Below are 23608 nucleotides of genomic sequence, written 5' to 3'. Positions count from 1 at the left end.
GCCGGGGTTTTTTCTTATTGGGGTACCTCTGGTCAATTGGGTTGTTGTTATTTCGAACCCGACCGCGGGAAGTCCTTTAGGGTAGTAAGAAATCTCATACCTCAAAACCTACTATGCGCTCTGTAGTTTGAGATCTCTCCCTACGGTCGAGATGACGATTAATCAGGTAGAAAGATTATGGATTGGATGAAAATACTTGCCGCGGCAGGCGTTGTGATGATGCTGTTTTTCATGTGGCCAGCCTACAAACACTGGAGCCAAAACGGCCCAAAGGCGGAGAAAGGCGATTGGCAGGCCGTGGTGCTGCCGCTGGCAGCGATAGTGGGGTTTGTGGTCCTGTTGATCATGATGGTGAGATAGCCCCGCATCAAATGCTCTGACGGTGCCCAAAGGGTTTCCAGGAGGGTGCGATGACATTCGGCATATCAGATCGTTTGAGCAGGCGAGCGGGTGCAATAGCAAACTCGCCATAGCGTGCGTTGGTTTGATCCACCACCTGATGCAACGCGTCTGACTCCACCTGCTCATCCATGCCAAAAAGCTCCAGCTGTTCGCAAACCGGTCGAGGATCCAAGGCCGTGACCTGAACCTGGGAGACACCCTCTCCCTGCCACTGCTCACGCAAGGTTTCGCGACACAACGCCATGATCCGCCTCCCGTCACTCGTCGGCAGGGGGGTAGCCCTCTTGGCGCCAATCCACCCCCATCCCGCCCGGAGCCCCACAAAGAAGCGGCTGGCCTGCAGTTCATGTCTGCGTAACCGGGCTGCCACCTTCTCGCTCATATGCAGCAAAAATATCTGGATTATCTCCAGGTCCCGCGTATCCGGCGGCATTACCTTGCCGTGACCGATGGACTTTGGCGGTGCCACCCGGGTCTCCACCCGATCCGGATCTTCCCCCTGGCACATATACCAGATACGCCTTCCCTGATTGCCGAAACGCCGGCCAAGTTCACCGATCGGCAGCCGTGACATGTCACCACAACGATAGACACCCCGCTCCGCCAGATAGCGGCCGACCCCATCTGCAATACCACAGAGTTCCGTGACCGGCACTCCCCGCAGGCGATATCTGGCCTCCCAGGGCGGAATCAGCACAAACCCATCCGGCTTGCCCTGCTTGGCCGCCCACTTCGCCGTTGTCTTATCCCCGCTCACGCCCACTGAGCAGCGCACGCCAGAAGCCGTCTCCACCCGCGTTTTTACCAGACGCCCTATCCGCTCTGGCGATCCATAGAGCCGCTGACAATGCGTGACATCGAGGAATGCCTCATCTACGGAGAAAATCTCCAGATCCGGCGTGATCGTCCGCAGGACACGCATGATGCGGGTGGAAACTGCAGCGTACCGTTCAGGGGAGGCAGGTACCTGGATAAAATCCGGACAGATCTGTAGCGCCTCCCTGACCCGCATGCCGGTTTTTATCCCCAGGGCACGCGCCTCGTAGGAGCAGGTGATGATGCAGGTGCCACGCTGGCCGTTGGTGATGCCGATCGCCCGTCCCCGCCACTCTGGATGATCCCGTTGCTCCACCGAAGCAAAGAAGGCATCCATATCCATCAGAATGATGACACGCCGCCAGCGCCTATCCTCCAGAGTCGTCATCAACGCTTCCCATAGGTACGCAGCTGCCCCACCACCACGCCCTGGATACGCACCCGCTCAGCAGCATAAACCATGGGTGCCATGGCGCTGTTGGCGGGAATCAGACTGATGTCACCCTGCGGATTCCGCCGCAGGTATTTCAGCGTCGCCTCTTCATTGTCAATCAGTGCCACCACGATGTCCCCATCGGCGGCATGCTCCTGTTGCGCAACCACCACCATATCGCCATCGAGGATACCGGCCTCCTCCATCGAATCACCACAGACCTGCAGCGCAAAGCGCCCAGGACCGATAAAAAAGGCGGCCAGATCCACCCGTACCTGATCCTCAATCGCCTCGATCGGCCGCCCCGCTGCAATGCGTCCGGCCAGCGGCAGCGTCATATCCCGAGCTTTACTCGGCCCCGGCAAGGTAATGCCCCGCTTGCGCCCGGCATGCAGTTCGATGACACCTTCTTGGGCCAATGCCTGTACATAACGATGCACCACGCCTTTGGAGCGAATACCAATTCCCAGTGCAATTTCGCTCAAAGTCGGGGCATAACCTTCGTGGAGGATAAATTCACGAATAAAGCTCAGGGACTTCAGGTGACTTTTGCTCAACATAATTGTTCTCTAAATGTTCTCTATCCTAAAATAATAGAGAACATTTAGAGAACTGTAAACAGATGATGGCGTTTCCAATTGATCATGAGCAACCACACTGCTGTTTCCCGCAATTGCCGATAGCGATTCATCCCGTAAGCAACTAATCTTAAATGTTCGTCCTGAAGCATGGATTACAGACTGAGCACCCAGGAGAGAGCACCATGTTCGAAGCCACCAAAGTCGGTCGGAAAGTCACTAAAGAAGACTACAAGGCGGAAGAGCCCGATCTGCGCACCGAACTACTTCGCGTACAACGAGAGATCCGGAAGACCAATACTTCCGTTGTAATTATCGTTGCGGGGGTTGAAGGTGCGGGTAAAGGTGGGGTTGTCAATCGCCTCAATGAGTGGCTCGACCCCCGTAATGTGCAGACTTTCGCCTTCTGGGACCAGACCGATGAGGAGCAGGCACGCCCCCGCTATTGGCGCTTTTGGCGCACTCTGGCTCCGAAAGGGGATATCAGCATCCTCTTCGGCGGCTGGTATCTGGCACCCATCGAACACAGATTTCGCGACCGGTGTGACGACGCCCAACTGGATGCCGAGTTAAATCGTATCGCCGACTTTGAACGCATGCTCACGGAAGATGGCACATTAATACTGAAGTTCTGGTTTCACCTGCCGGAAACGATACAAAAGAAACGGCTGAAAAGCCTTTCCAGAGATGACAAGAGCCGCTGGAAAATGCTGCCCAAAAAAGCCCGTTTCAGCCAACAGTACCGCCATTTTGAAAAGGTGGCGGAACGTGTCATCCGGCACACAGACACAGGCGCCACCCCCTGGTATATGATCGAGGCCACTGACAAGCGTTACCGTGATCTCACTGTTGGACGGACACTGTTGGAGGCGATGAAATCCCGCCTGGAGACGCCTCAACCTCTTTGCATCCCGGCCACGTCTCATGCCCCCACACTGCCGAATCAGGCATCGGCGCAGATTACCCTGCTCGATCAAGTCGATCTCTCAAAAACGAAGGAAAGAGACCTCTACAAATCCGAACTCAAGAAACTACAAGCCGAAGCCAACGAACTGGCCTGGAAGGCATACCAGAAAAGGCGTTCCTGTGTATTGGTGTTCGAGGGCGTCGATGCCGGGGGTAAGGGCGGCGCCATCCGGCGTCTTACCAGCGCAGTTGATGCCCGTCTCTATCGAACCATTCCCATTGCTGCACCCACCGATGAGGAGAAGGCGCACCACTATCTATGGCGTTTCTGGCGTCATCTGCCCCGGGCTGGCCGCATGACCATCTTCGACCGCTCCTGGTATGGCCGTGTGCTGGTGGAACGGGTCGAAGGTTTTGCCAGTGATCCCGAGTGGCAACGCGCCTACTCAGAGATCAATCAGTTCGAGCAGCAGATGTCGGAAAACGGCATCATCGTCATGAAGTTCTGGCTGCATATCAGCGCCGACGAACAACTCGCCCGTTTTGAGGCCCGCAAGGCCACGCCATACAAACAGCACAAAATAACCGATGAAGACTGGAGAAACCGGGAGAAGTGGGAGGAGTACAAACTGGCGGTCAACGAGATGGTGATCCGCACAAGCACAGAATTTGCGCCTTGGCATCTGATCCCAGGAAACGACAAAAAATATGCCCGTGTCACCGTACTCCGAACGATTGTCGAACGGTTGCGGGCTGAGTTGAAAAGCGATGACAAAGCGAGCGGCTATATCCCCTGTGGGCCACTCAAAGTCTGACGGGAAGTCCGGAAAGGGTTACTGCTATAAAGAGCAGCAACAGGGAAATCGGCTGACTGGTGGGCCAGACAGCTACTCTTGCTCAATAGCGCTGTTCACGCGCTCGCGCAGCTCCTTTCCCGGTTTGAAATGGGGAACATACTTTCCTGAAAGCGCGACTGTTCTGCCGGTCTTTGGATTGCGTCCCATACGCGGCGGCCGATAGTGAAGTGAAAAACTGCCAAAACCCCTGATCTCGATGCGTTCACCAGATGAGAGTGATTGGCTCATCTGCTCGATCATGCACTTTACCGCAAGCTCCACATCCCGATAGGCAAGGTGGCTCTGCGCTTTAGAGATTATCTCGATCAACTCGGATTTTGTCATTCTTATCAGCTTCCCAGTGATTATTGGGGGCCGGCAACCCCGGCCCCCGCATTGTCAGACTACTGATTTATCGAAAATCAGTCGCCCTGGTTGTCCATCTGCTCTTTCAGCAAATCACCGAGGGTCGGTGCGCTGGTTGCCGCATCACGGGCATAACCCTTGATAGCTGCAGTCTCTTCATCCGCATCCTTCGCCTTGATAGAGAGAGAGAGAGTACGGTTTTTGCGATCGACACCAAGGAACTTCGCCTCAATCTTGTCGCCCTCTTTTAACACGCTGCGCGCATCTTCGACGCGGTCGCGGGAGAGTTCAGAGGCACGCAAGTAACCTTCAACGCCATCAGTCAGAGTGATGACAGCACCTCGAGGATCAACTTCGGCAACTACACCGTTCACAAGGCTGCCCTTGGTATTAGCTGCAACGAAAGCGGAGAAAGGGTCTTTCGCAAGCTGCTTGATGCCGAGGGAGATGCGCTCACGCTCAGGATCGACGGAAAGGACAACGGTTTCAACCTCATCACCCTTCTTGAAGTCACGCACTGCCTCTTCGCCGACATCATCCCAGGAGATATCGGAGAGATGAACCAAACCATCGATGCCACCGTCCAGGCCGATGAAGATACCGAAATCGGTGATCGACTTGATGTTGCCGGAGACATGATCGTTCTTGTTGTGGGTAGCGGCAAACTCATCCCAGGGATTGGATTTACACTGCTTGATGCCGAGGGAGACACGACGACGCTCTTCGTCGATATCCAGCACCATGACTTCAACTTCGTCACCCAGGCTGACAACCTTGGAGGGGTGGATGTTCTTGTTGGTCCAATCCATTTCGGAAACGTGAACCAGACCTTCGACACCCTCTTCGATCTCCACGAAACAGCCGTAATCGGCGATGTTGGTGATCTTGCCGAACATGCGGGTGTTTTCCGGGTAACGGCGAGCCAGATTGACCCACGGATCGTCGCCCATCTGCTTCAGACCCAGGGAGACACGGTTGCGCTCGCGGTCGAATTTGAGGACTTTGACATCAATCTCATCACCGATCTCAACCACGTCGGAAGGATGCTTGACGCGCTTCCAGGCCATGTCGGTAATGTGCAGCAGGCCGTCGATACCACCCAGATCCACGAAGGCACCGTAGTCGGTAAGGTTCTTGACGATACCCTTGATCTGCTGACCCTCTTCCAGAGTCTCCAGCAGCTTCTCGCGCTCTTCGCTGTACTCCTGCTCCACCACGGCGCGGCGGGAAACCACTACGTTGTTGCGGCGCTGATCCAGCTTGATCACCTTGAATTCGAGATCCTTGCCTTCGAGATATGCGGTGTCGCGTACCGGACGTACGTCCACCAGCGAACCAGGAAGGAATGCACGGATATCGCCGAGCTCGACGGTAAATCCACCCTTGACCTTGCCGTTGATACGGCCGTGAATGGTCTCCTCCGCTTCAAATGCCGTTTCCAACACTTTCCAGGCCTGGTTGCGCTTGGCCTTTTCACGGGAGAGCCTGGTCGCGCCGAAGCCGTCTTCCACGGCATCCAGGGCGACTTCAACCTGATCGCCGATGTTGACTTCGATCTCGCCATCCAAATTAAGGAACTGGGAACGCGGGATCACGCCTTCGGACTTGAGTCCGGCGTTGACGATGACGGATTCGGAGGTGATGTCCAGCACCGTGCCGATAACGATGGCACCGGGACGAAGCTGGGTATTGGAGAGGCTCTCCTCAAATAATTCTGCAAAACTTTCGGTCATGGGTTTGGATTTCCTGCAACGCTGAACGGTTGCACAGGCAGTTGTAAAAACCTGCCAGGTTAATGGTTAAAAAAATAGCTGGTCGATCCAGCCGCTTATCCGGCCACTGCCGGCATCATTGAGGGTCAGACGTTGAGATCGGAAAAGGTGAAACGCACCTTTTCCATTACCTTCTCGACAACCTCATCAATGGTCATCTCAGTGGAATCCAGTTCCAGTGCCGTCTCCGACGCTGCAAGTGGAGCCACGCTACGATTCCTGTCGCGTTCATCACGCTCCTGGATCTCTGTAGTGAGACGGGCGAGATTAACACTCAATCCCTTGTCTTTCAACTGTTTATAGCGACGACGGGCACGTTCTTCGGCACTCGCGGTGAGGAAAATTTTGACCTCCGCTGCGGGGAAGACGACCGTTCCCATATCCCTCCCATCAGCCACCAGACCGGGCGCTTGTGCATAGTTGCGTTGCCACTGCAACAGCGCGGCGCGCACTTGCGGTACCGCCGCCACCTTGGAGGCCGCATTTCCTGCAGTCTCGGTGCGAATTGCGTCAGTAACATCCTCGCCATCCAGCAAAACCCGTTCTCCATCGAAGGCAAGCGGCATCTTTTCCGCCATTTTGGCAAGTTTATCGACATGATCGACACTGATTCCAGCACGATCAACCATCAGGCCCAGCACTCGGTAGATCGCGCCGCTGTCAAGAATGCGCCAGCCGGTGGCCTCTGCCACCTGTTGAGTAATGGTGCCCTTGCCGGATCCTGAGGGCCCATCGATAGTAATCACCCGAACCATGCTCAAGCATCCTCCGAACTGCTGATCCGCAGCCCTGCCCCGCCGGCCAGACCGGTAAAGCCGGGAAACGAGGTATTCACATTGGCGCAGTCGTCGATGTGGATATCTCCTGTGGCACGCAGCGCCGCCATGGCAAAGGACATGGCAATCCGGTGATCGCCATGACTGTCGACCGTGCCACCCTGGATCGTCCCACCCTGTATGACAATGCCGCCAGGCGTCGCCTTGGCATCTATGCCCAACGTATTCAGCCCATCGGCCATCACCTGTATGCGGTCACTCTCCTTGACCCGCAGCTCCTCGGCGCCGGTCAGGATGGTCTCCCCCTCGGCACAGGCGGCGGCGACAAAGATTGCCGGGAATTCATCGATGGCCAGGGGCACCTGATCTTCAGGAATACGGATGCCTTTGAGCCGACTGGAACACACCCGGATATCCGCCACTGGCTCGCCGCCCACGGTTCGCTCATTGAAGACCTCGATCTGCGCCCCCATCAGCCGCAAGATATTGATGACGCCTTCCCGGGTCGGGTTGATACCGACATGCTCCAGAGTGACATCCGAGCCTTCGGCAATAGTGGCGCCAACCATAAAAAAGGTGGCGGAAGAGATGTCTGACGGGACATCGATATTGCAGGCGGACAGCTTTCCTCCGCCAGTCAGGCAGACCCGCGCCCCTTCACGCCGGATCGCGTAACCGAACCCCTCCAGCATACGTTCGGTATGGTCACGGGTCGGCGCCGGTTCGGTGATACAGGTTTCCCCTGCCGCATAGAGTCCCGCCAGCAGCACACAGGATTTCACCTGGGCACTGGCCATCGGTAATCTGTAGTCCATGCCCTGCATCGAGCGATTGGCATGTATGACCAAAGGGGCCGTTCCCCCTTCAGCGGTATCGATCTTTGCCCCCATCTGCGCCAGGGGTTCGGTGACCCGTTTCATCGGCCGTCCGGAGAGAGAACTGTCACCACTGAGAGTCACTTCAAAACCCTGCCCTGCCAGCAGACCGGAGAGCAGCCGCATCGAGGTTCCGGAGTTGCCCAGGTCAAGAGGGGCATCCGGCGCCTTGAGTCCGTGTTTACCGACGCCGTGGATCACTACCTTACCTGCGTCCGGCCCCACTATTTCAACCCCCATCCGGCGAAAGGCGTTGAGGGTCGCCAGACTGTCCTCTCCTTCAAGAAAACCGGTCACTTCAGTCATACCCTCGGCCAGAGAACCAAGCATGATGGAGCGGTGGGAGATCGATTTGTCACCCGGTACCCGCAGGCTGCCGGTGAGACTGCCGCCAGGTTTGACGTGAAATTTTATGTTGGATGATGCGTTCAACTACTTTCTCTCAATATATTTGAACCGTTGGAGGGGGCCATTCAAGAAGCCTCCCATACAACCTATGAATTAAATGGCTATTGTCATCTCGACCATAGGGAGAGATGACAGGCTTCTCTATTCATTGAAAGATTCATTAAGGAAACTCTGCTGATAAGAAGCTACTCTACCCCGTCGATATAACGATCCCGTGCCGCCTTGGCGCGTTCAAAGATTTCAAGCAGGCCCTCTGCGTTGTCTTTTTCCAGTGCATCCGCCATGCCATGCAACTCACCGGCAAAACGTTTCAACATACCGCCCAGCGCCTCACGATTTGCCAGGCAGATATCCCGCCACATGACCGGATTGCTGGAGGCGATACGGGTAAAGTCCCGAAAACCACCCGCTGCATAGCGAAAGATCTCGTCGTTCTCTTTCATGCGTGCCAGGCTGTCCACGAGACTGTAGGCCAGCATATGGGGAAGATGACTGGTCGCAGCCAGCACCTCATCGTGATGCGCCACAGCCATGTAGCTGAGATCGGCACCACAATGCCGCCAAGCCTGCTCGACCTTCTGCAGCGCTTGCGGATCGGTGTTGTCCAGCGGCGTCAGGATAACCCGGCGGTTGCGAAACAGCTCCGGGAACGACGCATCGACACCGCTCCGCTCAGTACCGGCAATAGGGTGACCCGGCACCAGAAAAGCCGGGGCTTCACCAAAGACCTTGACTGCGTCCTCGACAACACTGCCTTTTACGCTGCCCACATCGGTGATCACCGCGTCGTCTGCAAGATGGTCCTGCATGGCGCGAAAAGTCGCTTCCATTGCACCCAGCGGTACTGCCAGGACAATCAAATCCGCCCCCCTGACAGCTTCACCGATATCGTGGGTATAGTGGTCGATAACACCCAGTTCAACCGCCCGCTCCAGGTTGGGCTTGCTACGCCCGCAACCGACGATCTCCTGTACCACACCCTCCTCACGCAGGGCGCGGGCCATGGATCCGCCAATCAAACCGACCCCGATGATGGCAAGTTTTCTGATCATCGTCCCAGCACCTTTTTCAGAGCATCCAGAAAACGCCGGTTCTCTTCCGGCAACCCCACGGTGACCCGCAGATGGTTCGGCATCCCGTAGTTAGCCACCGGCCGCGCGATACAACCCTCCCGCAACAGAGCCTGATCGATCTCCACGCCGGAACAGCCCAATTCAACCGCGATGAAATTACCTGCCGAGGGGATATAGCCGAGACCCAATGCCTCAAAGCCCTCGATCAATTGAGTCAGACCTGCCAGATTGGCCTCCACCGATGATTGGATAAATGCCTGATCCTCCAGCGCAGCCAATGCACCCACCTGAGCAAAACTGTTCACATTGAAAGGTTGGCGCACCCGGTTGAGCAGTTCCGCCACATCGGGATGACTGATGCCGTAACCGACCCTCAGGGCGGCCAGCCCATAAGCCTTCGAGAAGGTACGGGTGACCACCAGATTGGGGAAATCATTGAGCCACCGGGAAACATCCGGGTAGGTTTTCTGAGTCACATACTCGCTGTAGGCCTCATCCACCACAACAATGATATTCTCCGGAACAGCAGCGAGAAACGCCTTGAGTTTATCAGCTTCGAGCCAGGTACCGGTGGGGTTGTTGGGGTTTGCAATCCAGATGACGCGGGTAGCGCCGGTAATGCTTAGCCGCATCGCATCCAGGTCGTGGCCGTAATCATCAGCAGGTGCGATCACAAGTTTCGCCCCTGCAGCCTGACTGCTGATGGGATAGACAGCAAAGGCATACTGAGAGAAGAGAGACTCGCTTCCCGGCGCCAAAAAGACCCGGGCGATCATATCCAGCACATCGTTGGAGCCGTTGCCAAGGGTGATGCATGCCGGATCCACGTCATGCTTTACCCCCAATGCAAACCGCAGGTCATGCCCCCCTCCATCGGGATAACGGGCCAATTCCGCTATCGACCGCCCGATCGCCGCTGCCACTTTAGGACTGGCACCCAACGGATTTTCATTGGAGGCAAGTTTTACCGAGTGACTGATGCCCAACTCCCGCTCCAGTTCGGAGATGGGTTTCCCTGGAACATAGGGCGTCAGCTCAGCGATACCGGGAGTAACATTTTCAATGAATCGGTTCATGCATCAATAGTAGAAGAAAGGGTCAGTTCAGTGCATCTCTTTAAAGATGCACCGGGCAAATCGGGTCATCTCGACCGCAGGGAGAGATCTCCAGCTACGGAGCACTGGGGATGAGATTTCTCCCTGCGGTCGAAATGACGACGAAAACAGCATTCAAGCAAGGCCCTTTTAAAGAACCGCTCTCGGATAGGAACCGAGCACTTTGAACAGGCTCGCTTTCTTTTCCAGCTCGGCCAGCGCCTCTGCTATCGATTGATCATTACGATGACCATTGATATCGACAAAAAAGACGTAGTCCCATCTGCCACGTCTCGACGGCCGTGATTCGATGCGCGTCATGCTGATGCCGTGTTCGGCAAAAGGAGAGAGGATCGTGTGCAGGCCACCGGCCACGTTACGAATGGAAAAAAGCAGACTGGTTTTATCTTCACCGCTCGCTGCCGCATCCTTGTTGCCAATGACCAGGAAACGTGTGGTATTACCCGGCTCATCCTCAATGTTGCTCGCCAGCACCGGCAGCGCATAGACTTCCGCAGCGGTCTCGCCGGCGACAGCCGCACAACCCGATGCATCCGATGCCATCTTGGCCGCTTCTGCGTTACTACCCACAGCAACGCGTTCAGCGCGCGGCAGATGATGATCAAGCCAGCTGCGGCATTGGGCCAGGGATTGCTGATGCGAATAGACAGTCTTGATCGCATCCAAACCAGCCTCATGGCTCAACAGATTGTGATTGATACGCAGGGAGACCTCCCCACAAATCATCAATGGAGAAGAGAGAAAGGTATCCAGTGTATGGCTGATCACCCCCTCTGTGGAATTTTCCACCGGCACCACGCCATATTGGCAGATACCGGATTCCACCTCTCGAAACACGTCGGGGATAGAACCCAGGGATGTTGTTTTGACCGAATGGCCAAAGTGTTTGAGAGCTGCTGCCTGGGTAAAGGTACCTTCCGGACCAAGAAATGCAATCTTGAGGGGTTGCTCCAGTGCCAGGCAGGCGGACATGATCTCGCGAAACAGACGCGCCACCTCTTCACCATCCAACGGGCCGGTATTGCGGGCCTTGACCCGACGCAGCACCTCCGCCTCGCGTTCCGGGCGGTAGAATTGCGCATCGGGATCTGCTGCCAGCTTGATATCGGCAACCTCCTGGGCCGCTGCCGCACGGGCATTTATCAGTTGCTGAATCTGCTGATCCAGGGAGTCGATACGCTCGCGGATTGCCTCCAGCTTATCGTTGTCGCTCATGTACGCAGTCCGGCCTCGGTCGCTCCCTGCCTTACTTTTTGCAGCCCAGGCAACGCACGGAGAGTACTCCGTCAATGGCAGCCAGCTCATCCAGTATGGCCTGTTGGGGCTCACTATCCACATCCAGAAGCGTAAAGGCGATATCACCGCGAGACTTGTTGAGCATATCGATGATATTCAGCCCGGCATTGCCCAGATCACTGGAGATCTGACCCACCATATTTGGCACATTGCTGTTGACCACAGCAATCCGGTATCCACCATCACCGTTGCGCGGCAGGTTAATCTCGGGAAAATTCACCGAATTGGTAACATTTCCATTCTCTAGATAGTCACTGACTTCGTCGGCCACCATGATGGCACAGTTGTCCTCTGCCTCTTTGGTGGATGCACCCAGGTGCGGCAGCGTAATCACCCGGGGATGACCCTTTAGCAGATTGCTGGGAAAATCGCAGACATAGGCGTAGAGCTGTCCGCTGTCCAGCGCCGCTACGGCAGCCTCGTCATCGATGATGCCGTTGCGGGCGAAATTAAGCAGTACCGATCCCTGCTTCATCAGCTTGAGACGATCCTCATTGATCATGTTGGCAGTGGCGTCATTCAGCGGCACATGGAAAGTGACAAAATCCGCTTTGGACAACAGGTCGTCCACACTCAGCGCCTGTTCCACATCGGCCGCCAGTTTCCAGGCGCTCTGCACAGTGATCGTCGGATCGTAGCCAATGACGTTCATGCCCAGCACACGACAGGCGTTGGCCACCTTAACGCCGATGGCACCCAGACCGATGACACCCATGGTGCGTCCAGGCAGCTCAAAGCCGACAAAATTCTTTTTGCCCGCCTCCACATCCTTTGTGATAGCGGCATCTTCGCCACCAAGACCTGTGGCGAACTGCCAGGCCTGGCCAAGATTACGTGCGGCGATAAGGGTGCCGGCAATCACCAGTTCCTTCACCGCATTGGCATTGGCACCCGGCGCATTGAAGACGGCGATACCCTTCCCCGTCATCTTATCGACCGGGATGTTATTCACACCGGCGCCGGCGCGGCCGATTGCTTTCACTGTCTCTGGAATCTCCATATCGTGCATCTTGTAGGAGCGAAGCAGGATCCCATCGGGGTGAGTGATCTCGGAGGCCACTTCATATTTTTCTCGCGGAAGACGATCCAGCCCGACCACAGAAATATTGTTTAATGTCAGTATCTTGTGCATATTACTTCAACCTTGGTGCTATCAACACGGATGCCGCTGAGACGCGGAGAACGCTAAGAAATATTTATGAAAACTCTGACCTATTGTCATTTCGAGCGTAGCGAGAAATCTCATACCTCGTAATCAATCACTCTGTAGATTGAGATCTCTCCCTACGGTCGAGATGACAATGACCCTTATTTACCAGAGGTCCTTAAATATTTCTTAGCGTTCTTTGCGCCCTTCGCGTTCCTTAGTTTCTTAAATCAACCGTGAGTCCGTTCGAACTCGGCCATATACTCGATCAGGGCCTTAACGCCCTCTTCCGGCATGGCGTTGTAGATACTGGCACGCATGCCACCTACAGAACGATGTCCTTTGAGAGTCTTGAGACCCACAGCCGCAGCCCCTTCCAGGAACTTGCCGTCCAATTCAGCGTTTGCCAGAGTAAACGGTACATTCATCCAGGAGCGGCTCGCAATCTCCACCGGGTTGGCATAGAAGTCAGAACCGTCGATAGCGGCATATAAGGCAGCGGCCTTGCGCGCGTTGATCTCGGCCATCGCCGTCAGTCCACCCTTGCCTTTGAGCCACTTGAAGACCAGTCCGGCCAGATACCAGCCATAGGTCGGCGGGGTGTTGTACATGGAACCCGTTTTGGCGTGAGTCCCATACTGGAACATCACCGGCGTACCATCAATAGGCTCCCCGATCAGATCCTCGCGGACAATGGCCAGAGTCAGACCGGCAGGGCCGATATTCTTCTGCGCACCGGCATAGATAATGCCGTATTTTGACACATCCAACGGGCGGGAAATAATGGTGGAGGAGAAATCACCCACCAGCGGCACATCACCTGTATCCGGGATATAGGGAAACTCCACGCCCTCGATGGTCTCGTTGGGCGTGTAGTGAACGTATGCGGCATCACTGCGGAGATTCAGTTCCGGCTGTGCCGGGGCACGGGTGAAACCACCGGTTAGATCGGCAGCCAAGTTGACGTCACAGTAACGCTTCGCCTCGGCGATCGCCTTCTTCGACCAGGAACCTGTGTTGATATAATCGACTTTGTTGTTATCCCGGGTCAGATTCATCGGCACCATGCCAAACTGACTGGAGGCACCACCCTGCAGAAAGAGCACCTTGTAGTTGTCCGGCACCGCCAGCAACTCCCGCAGATCGGCCTCTGCCGTTTCCGCGATGGACATGAATTCCTTGCCCCGGTGGCTCATCTCCATGACCGACATACCCGCATCATGCCAGTCGAGAAGTTCCTCCTGCGCCTGCTGAAGAACGGTTTCCGGCAGCGCCGCAGGACCAGCGCTAAAGTTAAAGACACGTGACATCTTTGCCTCTCAATATACTGATATTTAAAGTTTTAATGCCGTAACATTTCTACTACAAGCATGTGTTAATTTCGTTAGGAACAGAAGCAGGCCGGTTCAAGCGTAGCGGAACCGGCAACAACCCTATCTATTCAGTCATCCGAATACGCCCGATCCGCTACGCTTGATCGGGCCTACGCATCAGGATTCTCACTCTCGGCCTCATCGGACGCTTCCGCACCCTCCGCCTCGTCGAGACTTTCGACGCGCTCGATGCCGATCAGTTTTTCTTTCTTGCTCAGGCGGATCATTATGACACCCTGGGTGTTACGGCTCATCCGGGAGACATCGACGACACGGTTACGCACCAGCGTCCCGCCGTCGGTGATCATCATCACCTCATCATCATCATCAACCTGCACTGCGCCAACCACAGAGCCATTGCGCTCCGAAGTCTGAATGGAGATAACCCCCATGCCGCCGCGGCCATGCACCGGGTACTTATCCACCGCTGTGCGCTTGCCGAAGCCATTTTCAGTCACGGTCATGACGTCGCCATGTTCCGCGACAATCAGGGAGACCACCTCATGCCCCCCTTCAAGCTTGATGCCGCGCACACCACAAGCGGTACGCCCCATGGCTCGTACATTGGATTCCTTGAAACGCACCGCTTTGCCGGAACTGCTGAAGAGCATCACATCCTGGTTACCGTCGGTAATATCGACACCGATCAGTTTGTCCCCATCGCGCAGATCCACGGCAATAATGCCATTGGCCCGAGGCCTGGAGAAGGCCTCCAGCGGCGTCTTTTTCACCGTACCGGAACTGGTCGCCATGAAGACATAACGGTCATCGGTATATTCACGCACCGGCAGGATGGCGTTGATGCGCTCATCCCCTTCCAGCGGCAGCAGGTTAACCATCGGTTTACCGCGCGCATTGCGGCCCGCCTGGGGCAATTCATAGACCTTCAGCCAATAGATCTTGCCTCGATTGGAGAAGCAGAGAATCGTGTCATGGGTGCTGGCAACGAACAGTTTGTCGATAAAATCCTCGTCCTTCGTCGCTGTCGCCATCTTACCCTTGCCGCCCCTGCGCTGCGCCTGATAAGTGGTGATGGGCTGAGCCTTGGCATAACCGCCGTGGGAGAGTGTCACCACCACATCCTCTTCGGTGATCAGGTCTTCCAGAGTCAGATCCAGCCGGTTCTGCAGAATCTCGGTACGCCGTTCATCACCATACTGCTCGCGAATGGCCAGAAGTTCTTCACGGATCACCTGCATCAGGCGGTTCGGATTACCGAGGATATCGAGCAGATCGGCAATCTTCTCCAGCAGCTCCTCGTACTCCTTGATGATCTTATCCTGCTCCAGACCGGTCAGACGATGCAATCGCAGGTCGAGGATCGCCTGGGCCTGTACCTCGGTAAGGCGATAACCCTCATCGGTCAGACCAAATTCCGACGTCAATCCTTCCGGCCTGGTGCTCCCGGCACCAGTCCTTTCGAGCATCGACTCCAGCGCCCCTGATTTCCAGTGTCGCGCCAACAACGCTTTTTTGGCCTCGGCAGGACTGGACGCCTTTTTAATCAGTTCGATGACTTCGTCGATGTTGGCGAGTGCAACCGCCAGACCTTCGAGCACATGCGCACGGTCGCGCGCCTTACGCAGTTGAAACAGGGTTCTGCGAGTCACCACCTCACGGCGGTGACGAATGAAGAATTCGAGCAGTTGCTTGAGATTCAGCAGGCGGGGTCGACCATCCACCAAGGCAACCATGTTGATGCCGAATACACTCTGCATTGCGGTGTGCTGGAAGAGATTATTCAGCACCACCTCCGCCACCTCGCTACGGCGCAGAGTGATGACCACGCGCATGCCATCCTTGTCGGACTCATCGCGCAGTTCGGTAATGCCTTCGATCTTCTTCTCTTTCACCAGATCGGCGATGCGCTCCAGCATGCGCGCCTTGTTCACCTGGTAGGGTAATTCATGGACGATGATCGATTGCCGGTTGTTGGACGGATCGGTCTCGATCTCGGTGCGGGCCCGCATATAGATGCGGCCACGGCCGGTATGATAAGCCTCGTGAATGCCCAGAGCGCCGTTGATAATGCCCGCCGTCGGGAAATCAGGACCGGGCACATGCTGCATCAGTTCATCGATGGTGATCTGGTCATTGTCGATCAGCGCCACACAAGCGTCGATCACCTCTGTCAGATTATGCGGCGGCACATTGGTGGCCATGCCCACGGCGATACCGGCAGAGCCATTGACCAGCAGATTCGGAACCCTGGCCGGCAGGACACTGGGTTCATGTTCCGTTTCGTCATAGTTGGGAACGAAATCGACCGTATCCTTGTCCAGATCGTCCAACATGGTGTGGGCGATCTTCGACATACGAACTTCGGTGTATCGCATGGCCGCAGGTGAATCCCCGTCCACCGAGCCGAAGTTACCCTGACCATCCACCAGCAGGTAGCGCATGGAAAAGGGCTGAGCCATTCGCACCATGGTGTCATAGACCGCGGTATCGCCATGGGGATGGTATTTACCGATGACGTCCCCGACGATACGCGCCGATTTTTTATAGGGCTTGTTCCAGTCGTTGCCGAGTTCGTTCATCGCGTAGAGAACGCGGCGGTGGACCGGCTTGAGACCGTCGCGGACATCCGGCAGTGCGCGCCCCACGATTACGCTCATGGCGTAATCGAGATAGGACTGACGCATCTCGTCTTCCAGGTTGACCGGCAGGATTTCTTTGGCGAATTCGCTCATGGACGTCTGCTATCTTTCGCGGGTACGAATTTAAGGTATTTGTCCAAATATTGGACAGCCACCCAAGGAGGCTCTGTTTAAAGAATCCTGTCATCTCGACCGCAGGGAGAGATCTCCGGCAACGAAGCGCTTGCTCGCTGTCGAGGTATGAGATTTCTCCCTATGGTCGAAATGACAATAACCAATTTTTCAGAACTGGCCTTTGAGAGAGGCGTTATAAAAAGCGAATTATACCATAGCCACTGCCCCTGCTGCTGTATAAAAAACGTCTGAAATCGATTTTCAGGCCGTCTCAGCCTACTTTTCCATCAATTCACGCATCTTTTTTGCGTTCGGCGAGTGAACAACGCCCTTCTCGGTGACAATAGCGTCGACCAACCCGGCTGGGGTCACATCAAAAACCGGGTTCCAGACCCCTGCCCCTTCGGCGCCGATGCGTTTATTCCCGCAGGAGAGAAGCTCGTCCCCATCCCTGACTTCAATGGGGATATCCTCTCCGGAAGCCGTCTGCATATCGATGGTGGAGGTCGGCGCCGCCACCATAACCTTCACCCCATGAAACTTTGCCGCCACTGCAAGACCATAGGTACCGATCTTGTTTGCCACATCTCCGTTTGCGGCAATGCGGTCGGAACCGACGATAATCCATCCGATACCGCCCTGGGACATGCGGCTTGCCGCCGCGCCATCGGCCAGCAGGGTCACGGAGATGCCGTCCTGCAGCAGTTCCCAGGCAGTGAGGCGGGATCCCTGCAGCCAGGGCCGCGTCTCATCCGCGAACACCTGATCGATCAACCCGGCAGCATGGGCGCTGCGAATCACCCCAAGGGCGGTACCGTATCCACCGGTGGCGAGCGCCCCTGCATTACAGTGGGTAATAACCCCGGTGGGCCCATCGATCAGCGAGGCACCCAACGCCCCCATGCGCTGGTTTGCCACCACATCTTCTCGATGGATGGCCACGGCTTCCTTCAGCAGGGCGGCTTCCGGGTTCTCTGTCTCAGGCAGATCATCTATCAGGGACTGCATCCGATCGAGCGCCCAGAAGAGATTCACGGCGGTAGGCCGTGACTGACGCAGCTTCTCCATTCCCGGACCAATCCGTTGTTTCCACTCCGATGCCGCAGACGCAAATGCATCCCTGCCCGCCAGCACCACGCCATATGCCGCTGTGACGCCGATTGCCGGCGCACCACGAACCACCATATCCCGAATGGCATCTGCCGTTGCGGCAGTACTGTTCAGCTCCAGATAGTCGGCTGCTGCAGGCAGATAACGCTGGTCCAATAACCAGAGCCGGTTTTCACGCCAGACGATCGCAGTATCGGGTGTGGGCTCAATCTTTCTATCTGGTGCTTCCATCTTTAGGGTTCCCGTGGCAAATTTGGCGCTATTTAGGCAAATTCAATAAAAAAGGCAAGATTACCCTATGCCCTCTACTGTCGATACCCTGATCCACGCACAGTGGATCATCCCTGTCGTGCCGGAAAACCTGGTAATGGAAAATCATTCACTCGCCATCGAGGGGGGGCGCATTCTCGACATTCTGCCGACCTTGGAGGCACGGGAAAAATATTTGGCCGCCAATGAGCTTGAATTGACCGGGCACGCGCTTATCCCCGGTCTGATCAATGCCCATACACATGCTTCCATGTCACTCCTGCGGGGTCTGGCCGACGATCTCCCCCTGATGACCTGGCTCAACGAACATATCTGGCCTGCCGAGGGGCACTGGGTGAGCGAAGAGTTTGTCCACGACGGCACCCAGCTCGCAATAGCGGAGATGCTGCGCGGCGGCACCACCTGCTTCAGTGACATGTACTTTTTCCCGGACGTCGCAGGGCGCGCTGCCGATGCGGCGGGAATACGGGCCGTTGTGGGGCTCATCGCCATCGATTTTCCTTCGGCCTGGGCCACGGATGCCGATGACTACCTACATAAAGGGCTGGAGGTACATGACCAGTTTCGTGGCAATAACCTGATCCATACCGCCTTCGCCCCTCATGCCCCCTACTCCGTCTCCAACGAACCCCTGGAGCGCATCCGGGTACTGGCTGACGAACTGGAGATTCCGGTACATATCCATCTGCATGAAACAAACGACGAGATTGTGCAGGGACTGCAGAATCACGGAAACCGCCCGATGCAGCGCCTGCAGGAGCTGGGACTGCTCACCCCTTCGTTGATGGCCGTGCATATGACCCATCTGGAAACGGGTGAGATCGAGATCTTTGCTGACGGAGGCGGCCACGTCGTCCACTGCCCCGAATCAAACCTCAAACTGGCCAGCGGCTTCTGCCCGGTCAACCGCCTGATGAAAGCCGGAGTGAATGTCGCTCTGGGTACCGACGGCGCTGCCAGCAACAACGACCTCGACATGTTCAGCGAGATGCATACCGCTGCACTGCTGGCAAAGGGCGTAGCGGAGGATGCCAGTGCCGTACCAGCCGCAAGCGCACTCTCCATGGCGACCATCAATGGCGCACGGGCACTGGGTCTGGGTAACGTAACTGGCTCACTGGAGACCGGCAAATCAGCGGATCTGGTGGCGGTGGACCTGCAACGACTCAACACACAGCCGGTGTACCATCCCATCTCCCAGCTGGTTTATGCAGCAAGCCGCGAACAGGTCAATCACGTCTGGGTTGCCGGCCGCGAACTGCTGCGTGATGGAGCGCTTACGACCATCGACGAGGCCAGCGTCATTTCACGCGCCAATCACTGGCAGCAGAAAATCGCCGAAGCTTGATCTATGTCGATGATTCCCTTATTTTCTGGCGACTGTCAGGCACTCAAGTTTAGGAGTTCAAGCCACCCTGAGAAAATGAAGGGGGACGTATGCTTCATCAGGTAGGGTGCGCTGTGCGCACCCTACGTTTGCCATATCCCATGCCAACATCATCACAAACTCCGAAACTTGGGTTAGGAATTAACCCGTATTCAAGTTTCAGAGTTGAAAACCGATACAGAGTGGTATTCCATACTTCAATCCTTACAAAAAATAACATTACCACCCGACCCCAGACATCAAAATAAACCATCTTCCTTATTGCTGCCGGGCAGCCATACCCATAGTCAGCGAAAGAAAGATCCAGGACGAAACAATAATCGGAGCGACTTTAGTCAATGAAACGGAACATACACCTGATCGCAGCAGCCCGGCCCAACTTTATGAAGATCGCACCGCTTTACCACGCGCTCGCCAAAGAGTCGTGGGCCGATCCGAAAATCGTGCATACGGGCCAGCACTATGATCTGAACATGTCCGATGCCTTTTTTCATGACCTGCAACTCCCGGAGCCACATATCCATTTGGGCGCAGGCACCGGCAGCCACGCAGAACAGACGGGCAAGGTCATGATGGCCTATGAGAAGGTCGTGTTGGAACACAAACCAGACATGGTGGTGGTGGTCGGCGACGTCAACTCCACCATCGCGTGTACGCTGGCAGCCACCAAGGTCGTCTACGATCCCGATGACACCAGCAGCTTGAATCGTCCGCTGGTCGCTCACCTCGAGGCTGGCCTGCGCTCTTTCGACCGCAGCATGCCTGAAGAGGTAAACCGCCTGGCAACCGATGTGCTGGCGGACATTCTCTGGACCCCCTCTTCAGACGGAGACGAACACCTGCTCCATGAAGGCGTCGCCAGGGAGAAGATCATCCGGGTCGGCAACATCATGATCGATTCATTGGAGATGATGCGGGACAAGATAGAAGCTGACCCGACTTATACCAATTTGGGGCTGGAAAAGGGGGAATATGCCGTCGTCACCCTGCACCGACCGGCCAATGTGGATAATCCGGCTTCCTTGAAGTCGCTCTGCGACATGTTGTCCCATCTTGCCAAAGCGCTGACCATCGTCTTCCCGGTTCATCCAAGAACACGCAAGAATCTGGAGAGCACCGGGCTGCTGTCATCGATTTCAGACAATCCCAACATCAAATTACTGGAACCGCAGAACTACATCAGTTTCATGAATCTGGTCTTCAACTGCCGTATCGCAATCACTGACTCCGGCGGCCTGCAGGAAGAGACAACCTATCTCGGCATCCCCTGTCTGACCCTTCGCCCCAATACTGAGCGGCCGATTACCATCACCCAGGGCACCAACCAGCTAGGCACACTGGAGAGCATCGAGGGACAGATCGACGCAGTACTTCGGGGTGAATCAGGTAAAGGCAGCGTACCAGATCTCTGGGACGGCAAGACCGCCGGCCGGGTGGTCGATTCGATCAAATCGTTGTTGGACACATAGCGTCATGGTGCGCGGGTTGCACCCTACTGTCCGAGATTGTAGGGTGCGCCATGCGCACCGGTACTCCAAGGTTTCGTCAGGCGTAATCGTCTACCAGACCGTTCGATATCCGCCTTGTCGCTTGAGGTTCTCCTGATTCCGGCAAGTTCGCGGGTTCACCACCAATACCTACACCTTCTCCCCTGCCTCGCTCTTCAGCACCGGGTTGCGCATCTTGGCTCTCACGCTGTCCCACGTCCACGTTGGCCAGGTTCAGGTTGGCTTCACCCAACATATCACGCAAACGGGGTATCGCAGCCTCCAGGGCCTCCCTCGTCAGGGGTTGCTGAGCGATGAAACTTACACTGGCCTGGTCATTTTGCACGGAGATGCGGATCTCCATCGGCCCCATATTCGGCGGTGTCAGCTTGACTTCGGCACTCTGGATATTGCGGCCGAGCATCCACTGAATACGTTCTCCTACGGCCTGATCCCACCCCGGCTGGCTGACTGGCACATCGACCCGCAGCATCTCCATGCCCGGCCGGGCAGAAGCGCCGGCACCAACTGACTGGAATCCGGCCAGGTTGAATCCACCGGTAACTTCTCCAGTTGTCCTGCCCTCAAGGGCAACACCTTCTGAAACCCTGCCCAAACCAGCCAGGTCACCTTTCACAGCTCCCTGGGCCAGTTGACCGAGCATCAAGGCGGTTTTCATGTCAGCCTGGGCGTCCGTACCGATGGGGGGCAACACTGTCTGCAAGCCAGAGGTGTCTGTCAATTGGATAGCAGCTTGCGGCATTGTCTTGCCGTTTGCAGCGGGGTTGAACGGCAGCAGGTTGCCGCCGGTAACTATAAACGGGGTCAGTTTGTCACCCCCCTCTACATCCGGCATCAGCGGCAGAGCAACGACTACACCCTCTTCGAGGTCGTCGATCATCTCCTGCATCTGCTGATCAAAAGGGTTTTCCGGCGCGCTGTCCGGTGATACAGCTGACTGATTACCGCCTTTTCCTGATGAGGCACCCGAGAGCGTAGCGGCTCCCTGGCTGGCGGGTAGTGCGGGTAACTGAAGCATAAACACGGCCTGTCATACGAATCCTGACAAGTAACCAGCATAAACCGGGCCAGATTGACTCCGACCCCTTAGCAGTCATGGTGCGCACAGCGCACCCTACAAAAGATCATTTTTGCTCGCCCGGCGCCACTTGGCCGACTGGAGGCGCCACTCTTCATCACTTTCCAGTGCCACCAGCAACTCAATGCGCAACAGTTCACCGCGCCATTGGCTCAACGCCTCACTACCCACAGGAGCGGTACCGGCAATGCCTGCAAACAGAACGACCTGCGCCTGCGCATCCTCAAGCAACTCCACCTGGTCGATCCGGTAGACGACATGAATCGATTTGTGCCGTAGAAAATAACCTGCCAGCAGGCGTCTGATCTCATGTCGGGTACGCCTTATACCATCAGAATACTGCTCCGAGATCAGTGCTGCTGCATCGCTCAGGTCCCGGCCCTCCACCGCGACTTCACCTCTGGCGACGAATTGCCGGACCTGATCCTCCGGTGACAGGTAGGGGGGATCGCTGCATCCCGCCAGCAGTATCAGTACCCAAAGTAACGGCAGGCGAAGCAGCCAGTCCAAGGGGTTACCTCAACCCAAGTACGTCCTGCATGTCGAAGATTCCTTTCTCCTGGTTGACGATCCAGTTCGCTGCCCTTGCAGCACCCTTGGCAAAGGTCATCCGGTTGGAAGCCTTGTGGACGATCTCCACACGCTCACCCTCATCGACAAACCAAACCGAATGCTCACCAATGATATCGCCGGCACGAATCGTCTCGAAGCCGATGGTTTTGGTATCGCGCGCGCCTGTCATGCCTTCCCGGCTATAGACCGCACACTCTTTCAGGTCACGCCCCAAGGCATCCGCTACCACTTCCCCCATACGCAGCGCAGTACCGGATGGGGCATCCACTTTGTGACGATGATGGGCTTCGATAATCTCGACGTCCGTATCTTCCCCCATCACCTTGGCGGCAATCCGCAGTAGATTGAAGCAGAGATTCACTCCAACGCTCATATTCGGCGCAGTGACGATGGGGATCACCCTGGAAACATCCACCAGGTCTTTCTTTTCCGTATCGCTCAGACCGGTGGTGCCGATCACCATGCTTTTGCCCGCAGTCATGCAGACTTCAAGATGTTTCATGGTGGCTTTTGGCGCAGTGAAGTCGATCACCACATCAAAATCATCCACCACATCCTCCAGCGAGTCGGCAATGGAAACACCAAGATTTCCGATACCGATCATCTCTCCGGCATCCATACCAAGTACATTACTGTCCAACCGCTCGGTTGCCGCGCTCAGGACCAGTCCTTCCGCTTCATTCACTGCCTGAATCAGCGTCCTTCCCATACGCCCTGCCGCACCTACAATGGCTACACGCGTCATATTATTATCCTCTCAATTGCTCGGTTAACCAGCGGATCATCAGCCCGTTAT

At 56.0% G+C, this 23608-nt stretch carries 20 protein-coding genes; 4 read left to right on the top strand and 16 right to left on the bottom strand.

Annotated features, from left to right (window positions below; translation table 11 throughout):
* Window positions 1-177 precede the first annotated feature (177 nt).
* Entirely contained in the window at window positions 178-360 is a 183-nt protein-coding gene (locus tag HPY30_16910; protein QYZ67516.1) for a hypothetical protein, read from the top strand.
* A gap of 7 nt (window positions 361-367) precedes the next feature.
* On the opposite strand, the gene HPY30_16905 is transcribed toward HPY30_16910, so the two are convergent.
* Complete coding sequence (locus HPY30_16905) at window positions 368-1606, bottom strand: DNA polymerase IV (GenBank protein QYZ67515.1); 1239 nt, start codon at window positions 1604-1606, stop codon at window positions 368-370.
* On the bottom strand, window positions 1606-2211 hold the full coding sequence (gene lexA, locus HPY30_16900) for a transcriptional repressor LexA (protein ID QYZ67514.1): 606 nt from the start codon (window positions 2209-2211) through the stop codon (window positions 1606-1608). The genes HPY30_16905 and lexA overlap by 1 nt, the downstream gene beginning before the upstream one ends.
* Before the next feature lie 203 nt (window positions 2212-2414).
* Here lexA and pap point away from each other — a divergent pair, with 203 nt between their 5' ends.
* Window positions 2415-3950 (top strand): polyphosphate:AMP phosphotransferase, encoded by a 1536-nt coding sequence (gene pap, locus HPY30_16895; protein QYZ67513.1) that lies wholly within the window; start codon window positions 2415-2417, stop codon window positions 3948-3950.
* Window positions 3951-4022: 72 nt separating this feature from the next.
* Here pap and HPY30_16890 read toward each other — a convergent pair whose 3' ends face one another.
* The 11 genes from HPY30_16890 to mtnA form a co-directional block, all read right to left on the bottom strand.
* On the bottom strand, window positions 4023-4316 hold the full coding sequence (locus HPY30_16890; protein ID QYZ67512.1) for an integration host factor subunit beta: 294 nt from the start codon (window positions 4314-4316) through the stop codon (window positions 4023-4025).
* 77 nt (window positions 4317-4393) lie between these two features.
* On the bottom strand, window positions 4394-6070 hold the full coding sequence (rpsA, locus tag HPY30_16885; protein QYZ67511.1) for a 30S ribosomal protein S1: 1677 nt from the start codon (window positions 6068-6070) through the stop codon (window positions 4394-4396).
* 125 nt (window positions 6071-6195) lie between these two features.
* On the bottom strand, window positions 6196-6864 hold the full coding sequence (cmk, locus tag HPY30_16880) for a (d)CMP kinase (GenBank protein ID QYZ67510.1): 669 nt from the start codon (window positions 6862-6864) through the stop codon (window positions 6196-6198).
* A 2-nt stretch (window positions 6865-6866) separates the two neighbouring features.
* Window positions 6867-8192, bottom strand: coding sequence for a 3-phosphoshikimate 1-carboxyvinyltransferase (gene aroA, locus HPY30_16875; protein ID QYZ67509.1), 1326 nt, complete (start codon window positions 8190-8192; stop codon window positions 6867-6869).
* 161 nt (window positions 8193-8353) lie between these two features.
* Entirely contained in the window at window positions 8354-9220 is an 867-nt protein-coding gene (locus HPY30_16870) for a prephenate dehydrogenase/arogenate dehydrogenase family protein (protein QYZ67508.1), read from the bottom strand.
* Window positions 9217-10317 (bottom strand): histidinol-phosphate transaminase, encoded by a 1101-nt coding sequence (locus tag HPY30_16865; GenBank protein QYZ67507.1) that lies wholly within the window; start codon window positions 10315-10317, stop codon window positions 9217-9219. The genes HPY30_16870 and HPY30_16865 overlap by 4 nt, the downstream gene beginning before the upstream one ends.
* 168 nt (window positions 10318-10485) lie before the next feature.
* On the bottom strand, window positions 10486-11571 hold the full coding sequence (pheA, locus tag HPY30_16860) for a prephenate dehydratase (GenBank protein QYZ67506.1): 1086 nt from the start codon (window positions 11569-11571) through the stop codon (window positions 10486-10488).
* Window positions 11572-11602: 31 nt separating this feature from the next.
* A complete protein-coding gene (locus tag HPY30_16855; GenBank protein ID QYZ67505.1) occupies window positions 11603-12784 on the bottom strand; it encodes a phosphoglycerate dehydrogenase in 1182 nt (393 codons plus the stop codon).
* Window positions 12785-13029: 245 nt separating this feature from the next.
* Complete coding sequence (serC, locus tag HPY30_16850; protein QYZ67504.1) at window positions 13030-14109, bottom strand: 3-phosphoserine/phosphohydroxythreonine transaminase; 1080 nt, start codon at window positions 14107-14109, stop codon at window positions 13030-13032.
* Between the two features lie 173 nt (window positions 14110-14282).
* Window positions 14283-16865, bottom strand: a complete 2583-nt coding sequence (gene gyrA, locus HPY30_16845) for a DNA gyrase subunit A (protein ID QYZ67503.1) — start codon at window positions 16863-16865, stop codon at window positions 14283-14285.
* A gap of 297 nt (window positions 16866-17162) precedes the next feature.
* Window positions 17163-18227 carry an S-methyl-5-thioribose-1-phosphate isomerase gene (gene mtnA / locus HPY30_16840; protein ID QYZ67502.1) on the bottom strand — a complete coding sequence of 355 codons (1065 nt, stop codon included), beginning with the start codon at window positions 18225-18227 and terminating at the stop codon, window positions 17163-17165.
* A gap of 67 nt (window positions 18228-18294) precedes the next feature.
* On the opposite strand from mtnA, the gene HPY30_16835 reads away from it, so the two are divergent.
* Window positions 18295-19614 (top strand): TRZ/ATZ family hydrolase, encoded by a 1320-nt coding sequence (locus HPY30_16835; GenBank protein ID QYZ67501.1) that lies wholly within the window; start codon window positions 18295-18297, stop codon window positions 19612-19614.
* A gap of 377 nt (window positions 19615-19991) precedes the next feature.
* Complete coding sequence (wecB, locus tag HPY30_16830; GenBank protein QYZ67500.1) at window positions 19992-21122, top strand: UDP-N-acetylglucosamine 2-epimerase (non-hydrolyzing); 1131 nt, start codon at window positions 19992-19994, stop codon at window positions 21120-21122.
* A 76-nt stretch (window positions 21123-21198) separates the two neighbouring features.
* Here wecB and HPY30_16825 read toward each other — a convergent pair whose 3' ends face one another.
* The 3 genes from HPY30_16825 to dapB all read right to left on the bottom strand — a co-directional run bounded on the left by HPY30_16825 (window position 21199) and on the right by dapB (window position 23557).
* The gene (locus HPY30_16825) at window positions 21199-21996 is read right to left on the bottom strand and encodes a flagellar hook-length control protein FliK (protein QYZ68103.1); all 798 of its coding nucleotides are present in this window, start codon (window positions 21994-21996) and stop codon (window positions 21199-21201) included.
* Between the two features lie 279 nt (window positions 21997-22275).
* Complete coding sequence (locus HPY30_16820) at window positions 22276-22749, bottom strand: hypothetical protein (protein QYZ67499.1); 474 nt, start codon at window positions 22747-22749, stop codon at window positions 22276-22278.
* 4 nt (window positions 22750-22753) lie between these two features.
* The gene (gene dapB, locus HPY30_16815) at window positions 22754-23557 is read right to left on the bottom strand and encodes a 4-hydroxy-tetrahydrodipicolinate reductase (GenBank protein QYZ67498.1); all 804 of its coding nucleotides are present in this window, start codon (window positions 23555-23557) and stop codon (window positions 22754-22756) included.
* Window positions 23558-23608: the final 51 nt, after the last annotated feature.

The sequence above is a fragment of the Gammaproteobacteria bacterium (ex Lamellibrachia satsuma) genome (genome assembly GCA_019623805.1).
In the GTDB taxonomy this organism is placed as follows: domain Bacteria; phylum Pseudomonadota; class Gammaproteobacteria; order Chromatiales; family Chromatiaceae; genus QGON01.
This window is presented reverse-complemented; position numbering and strand designations above follow the sequence as displayed.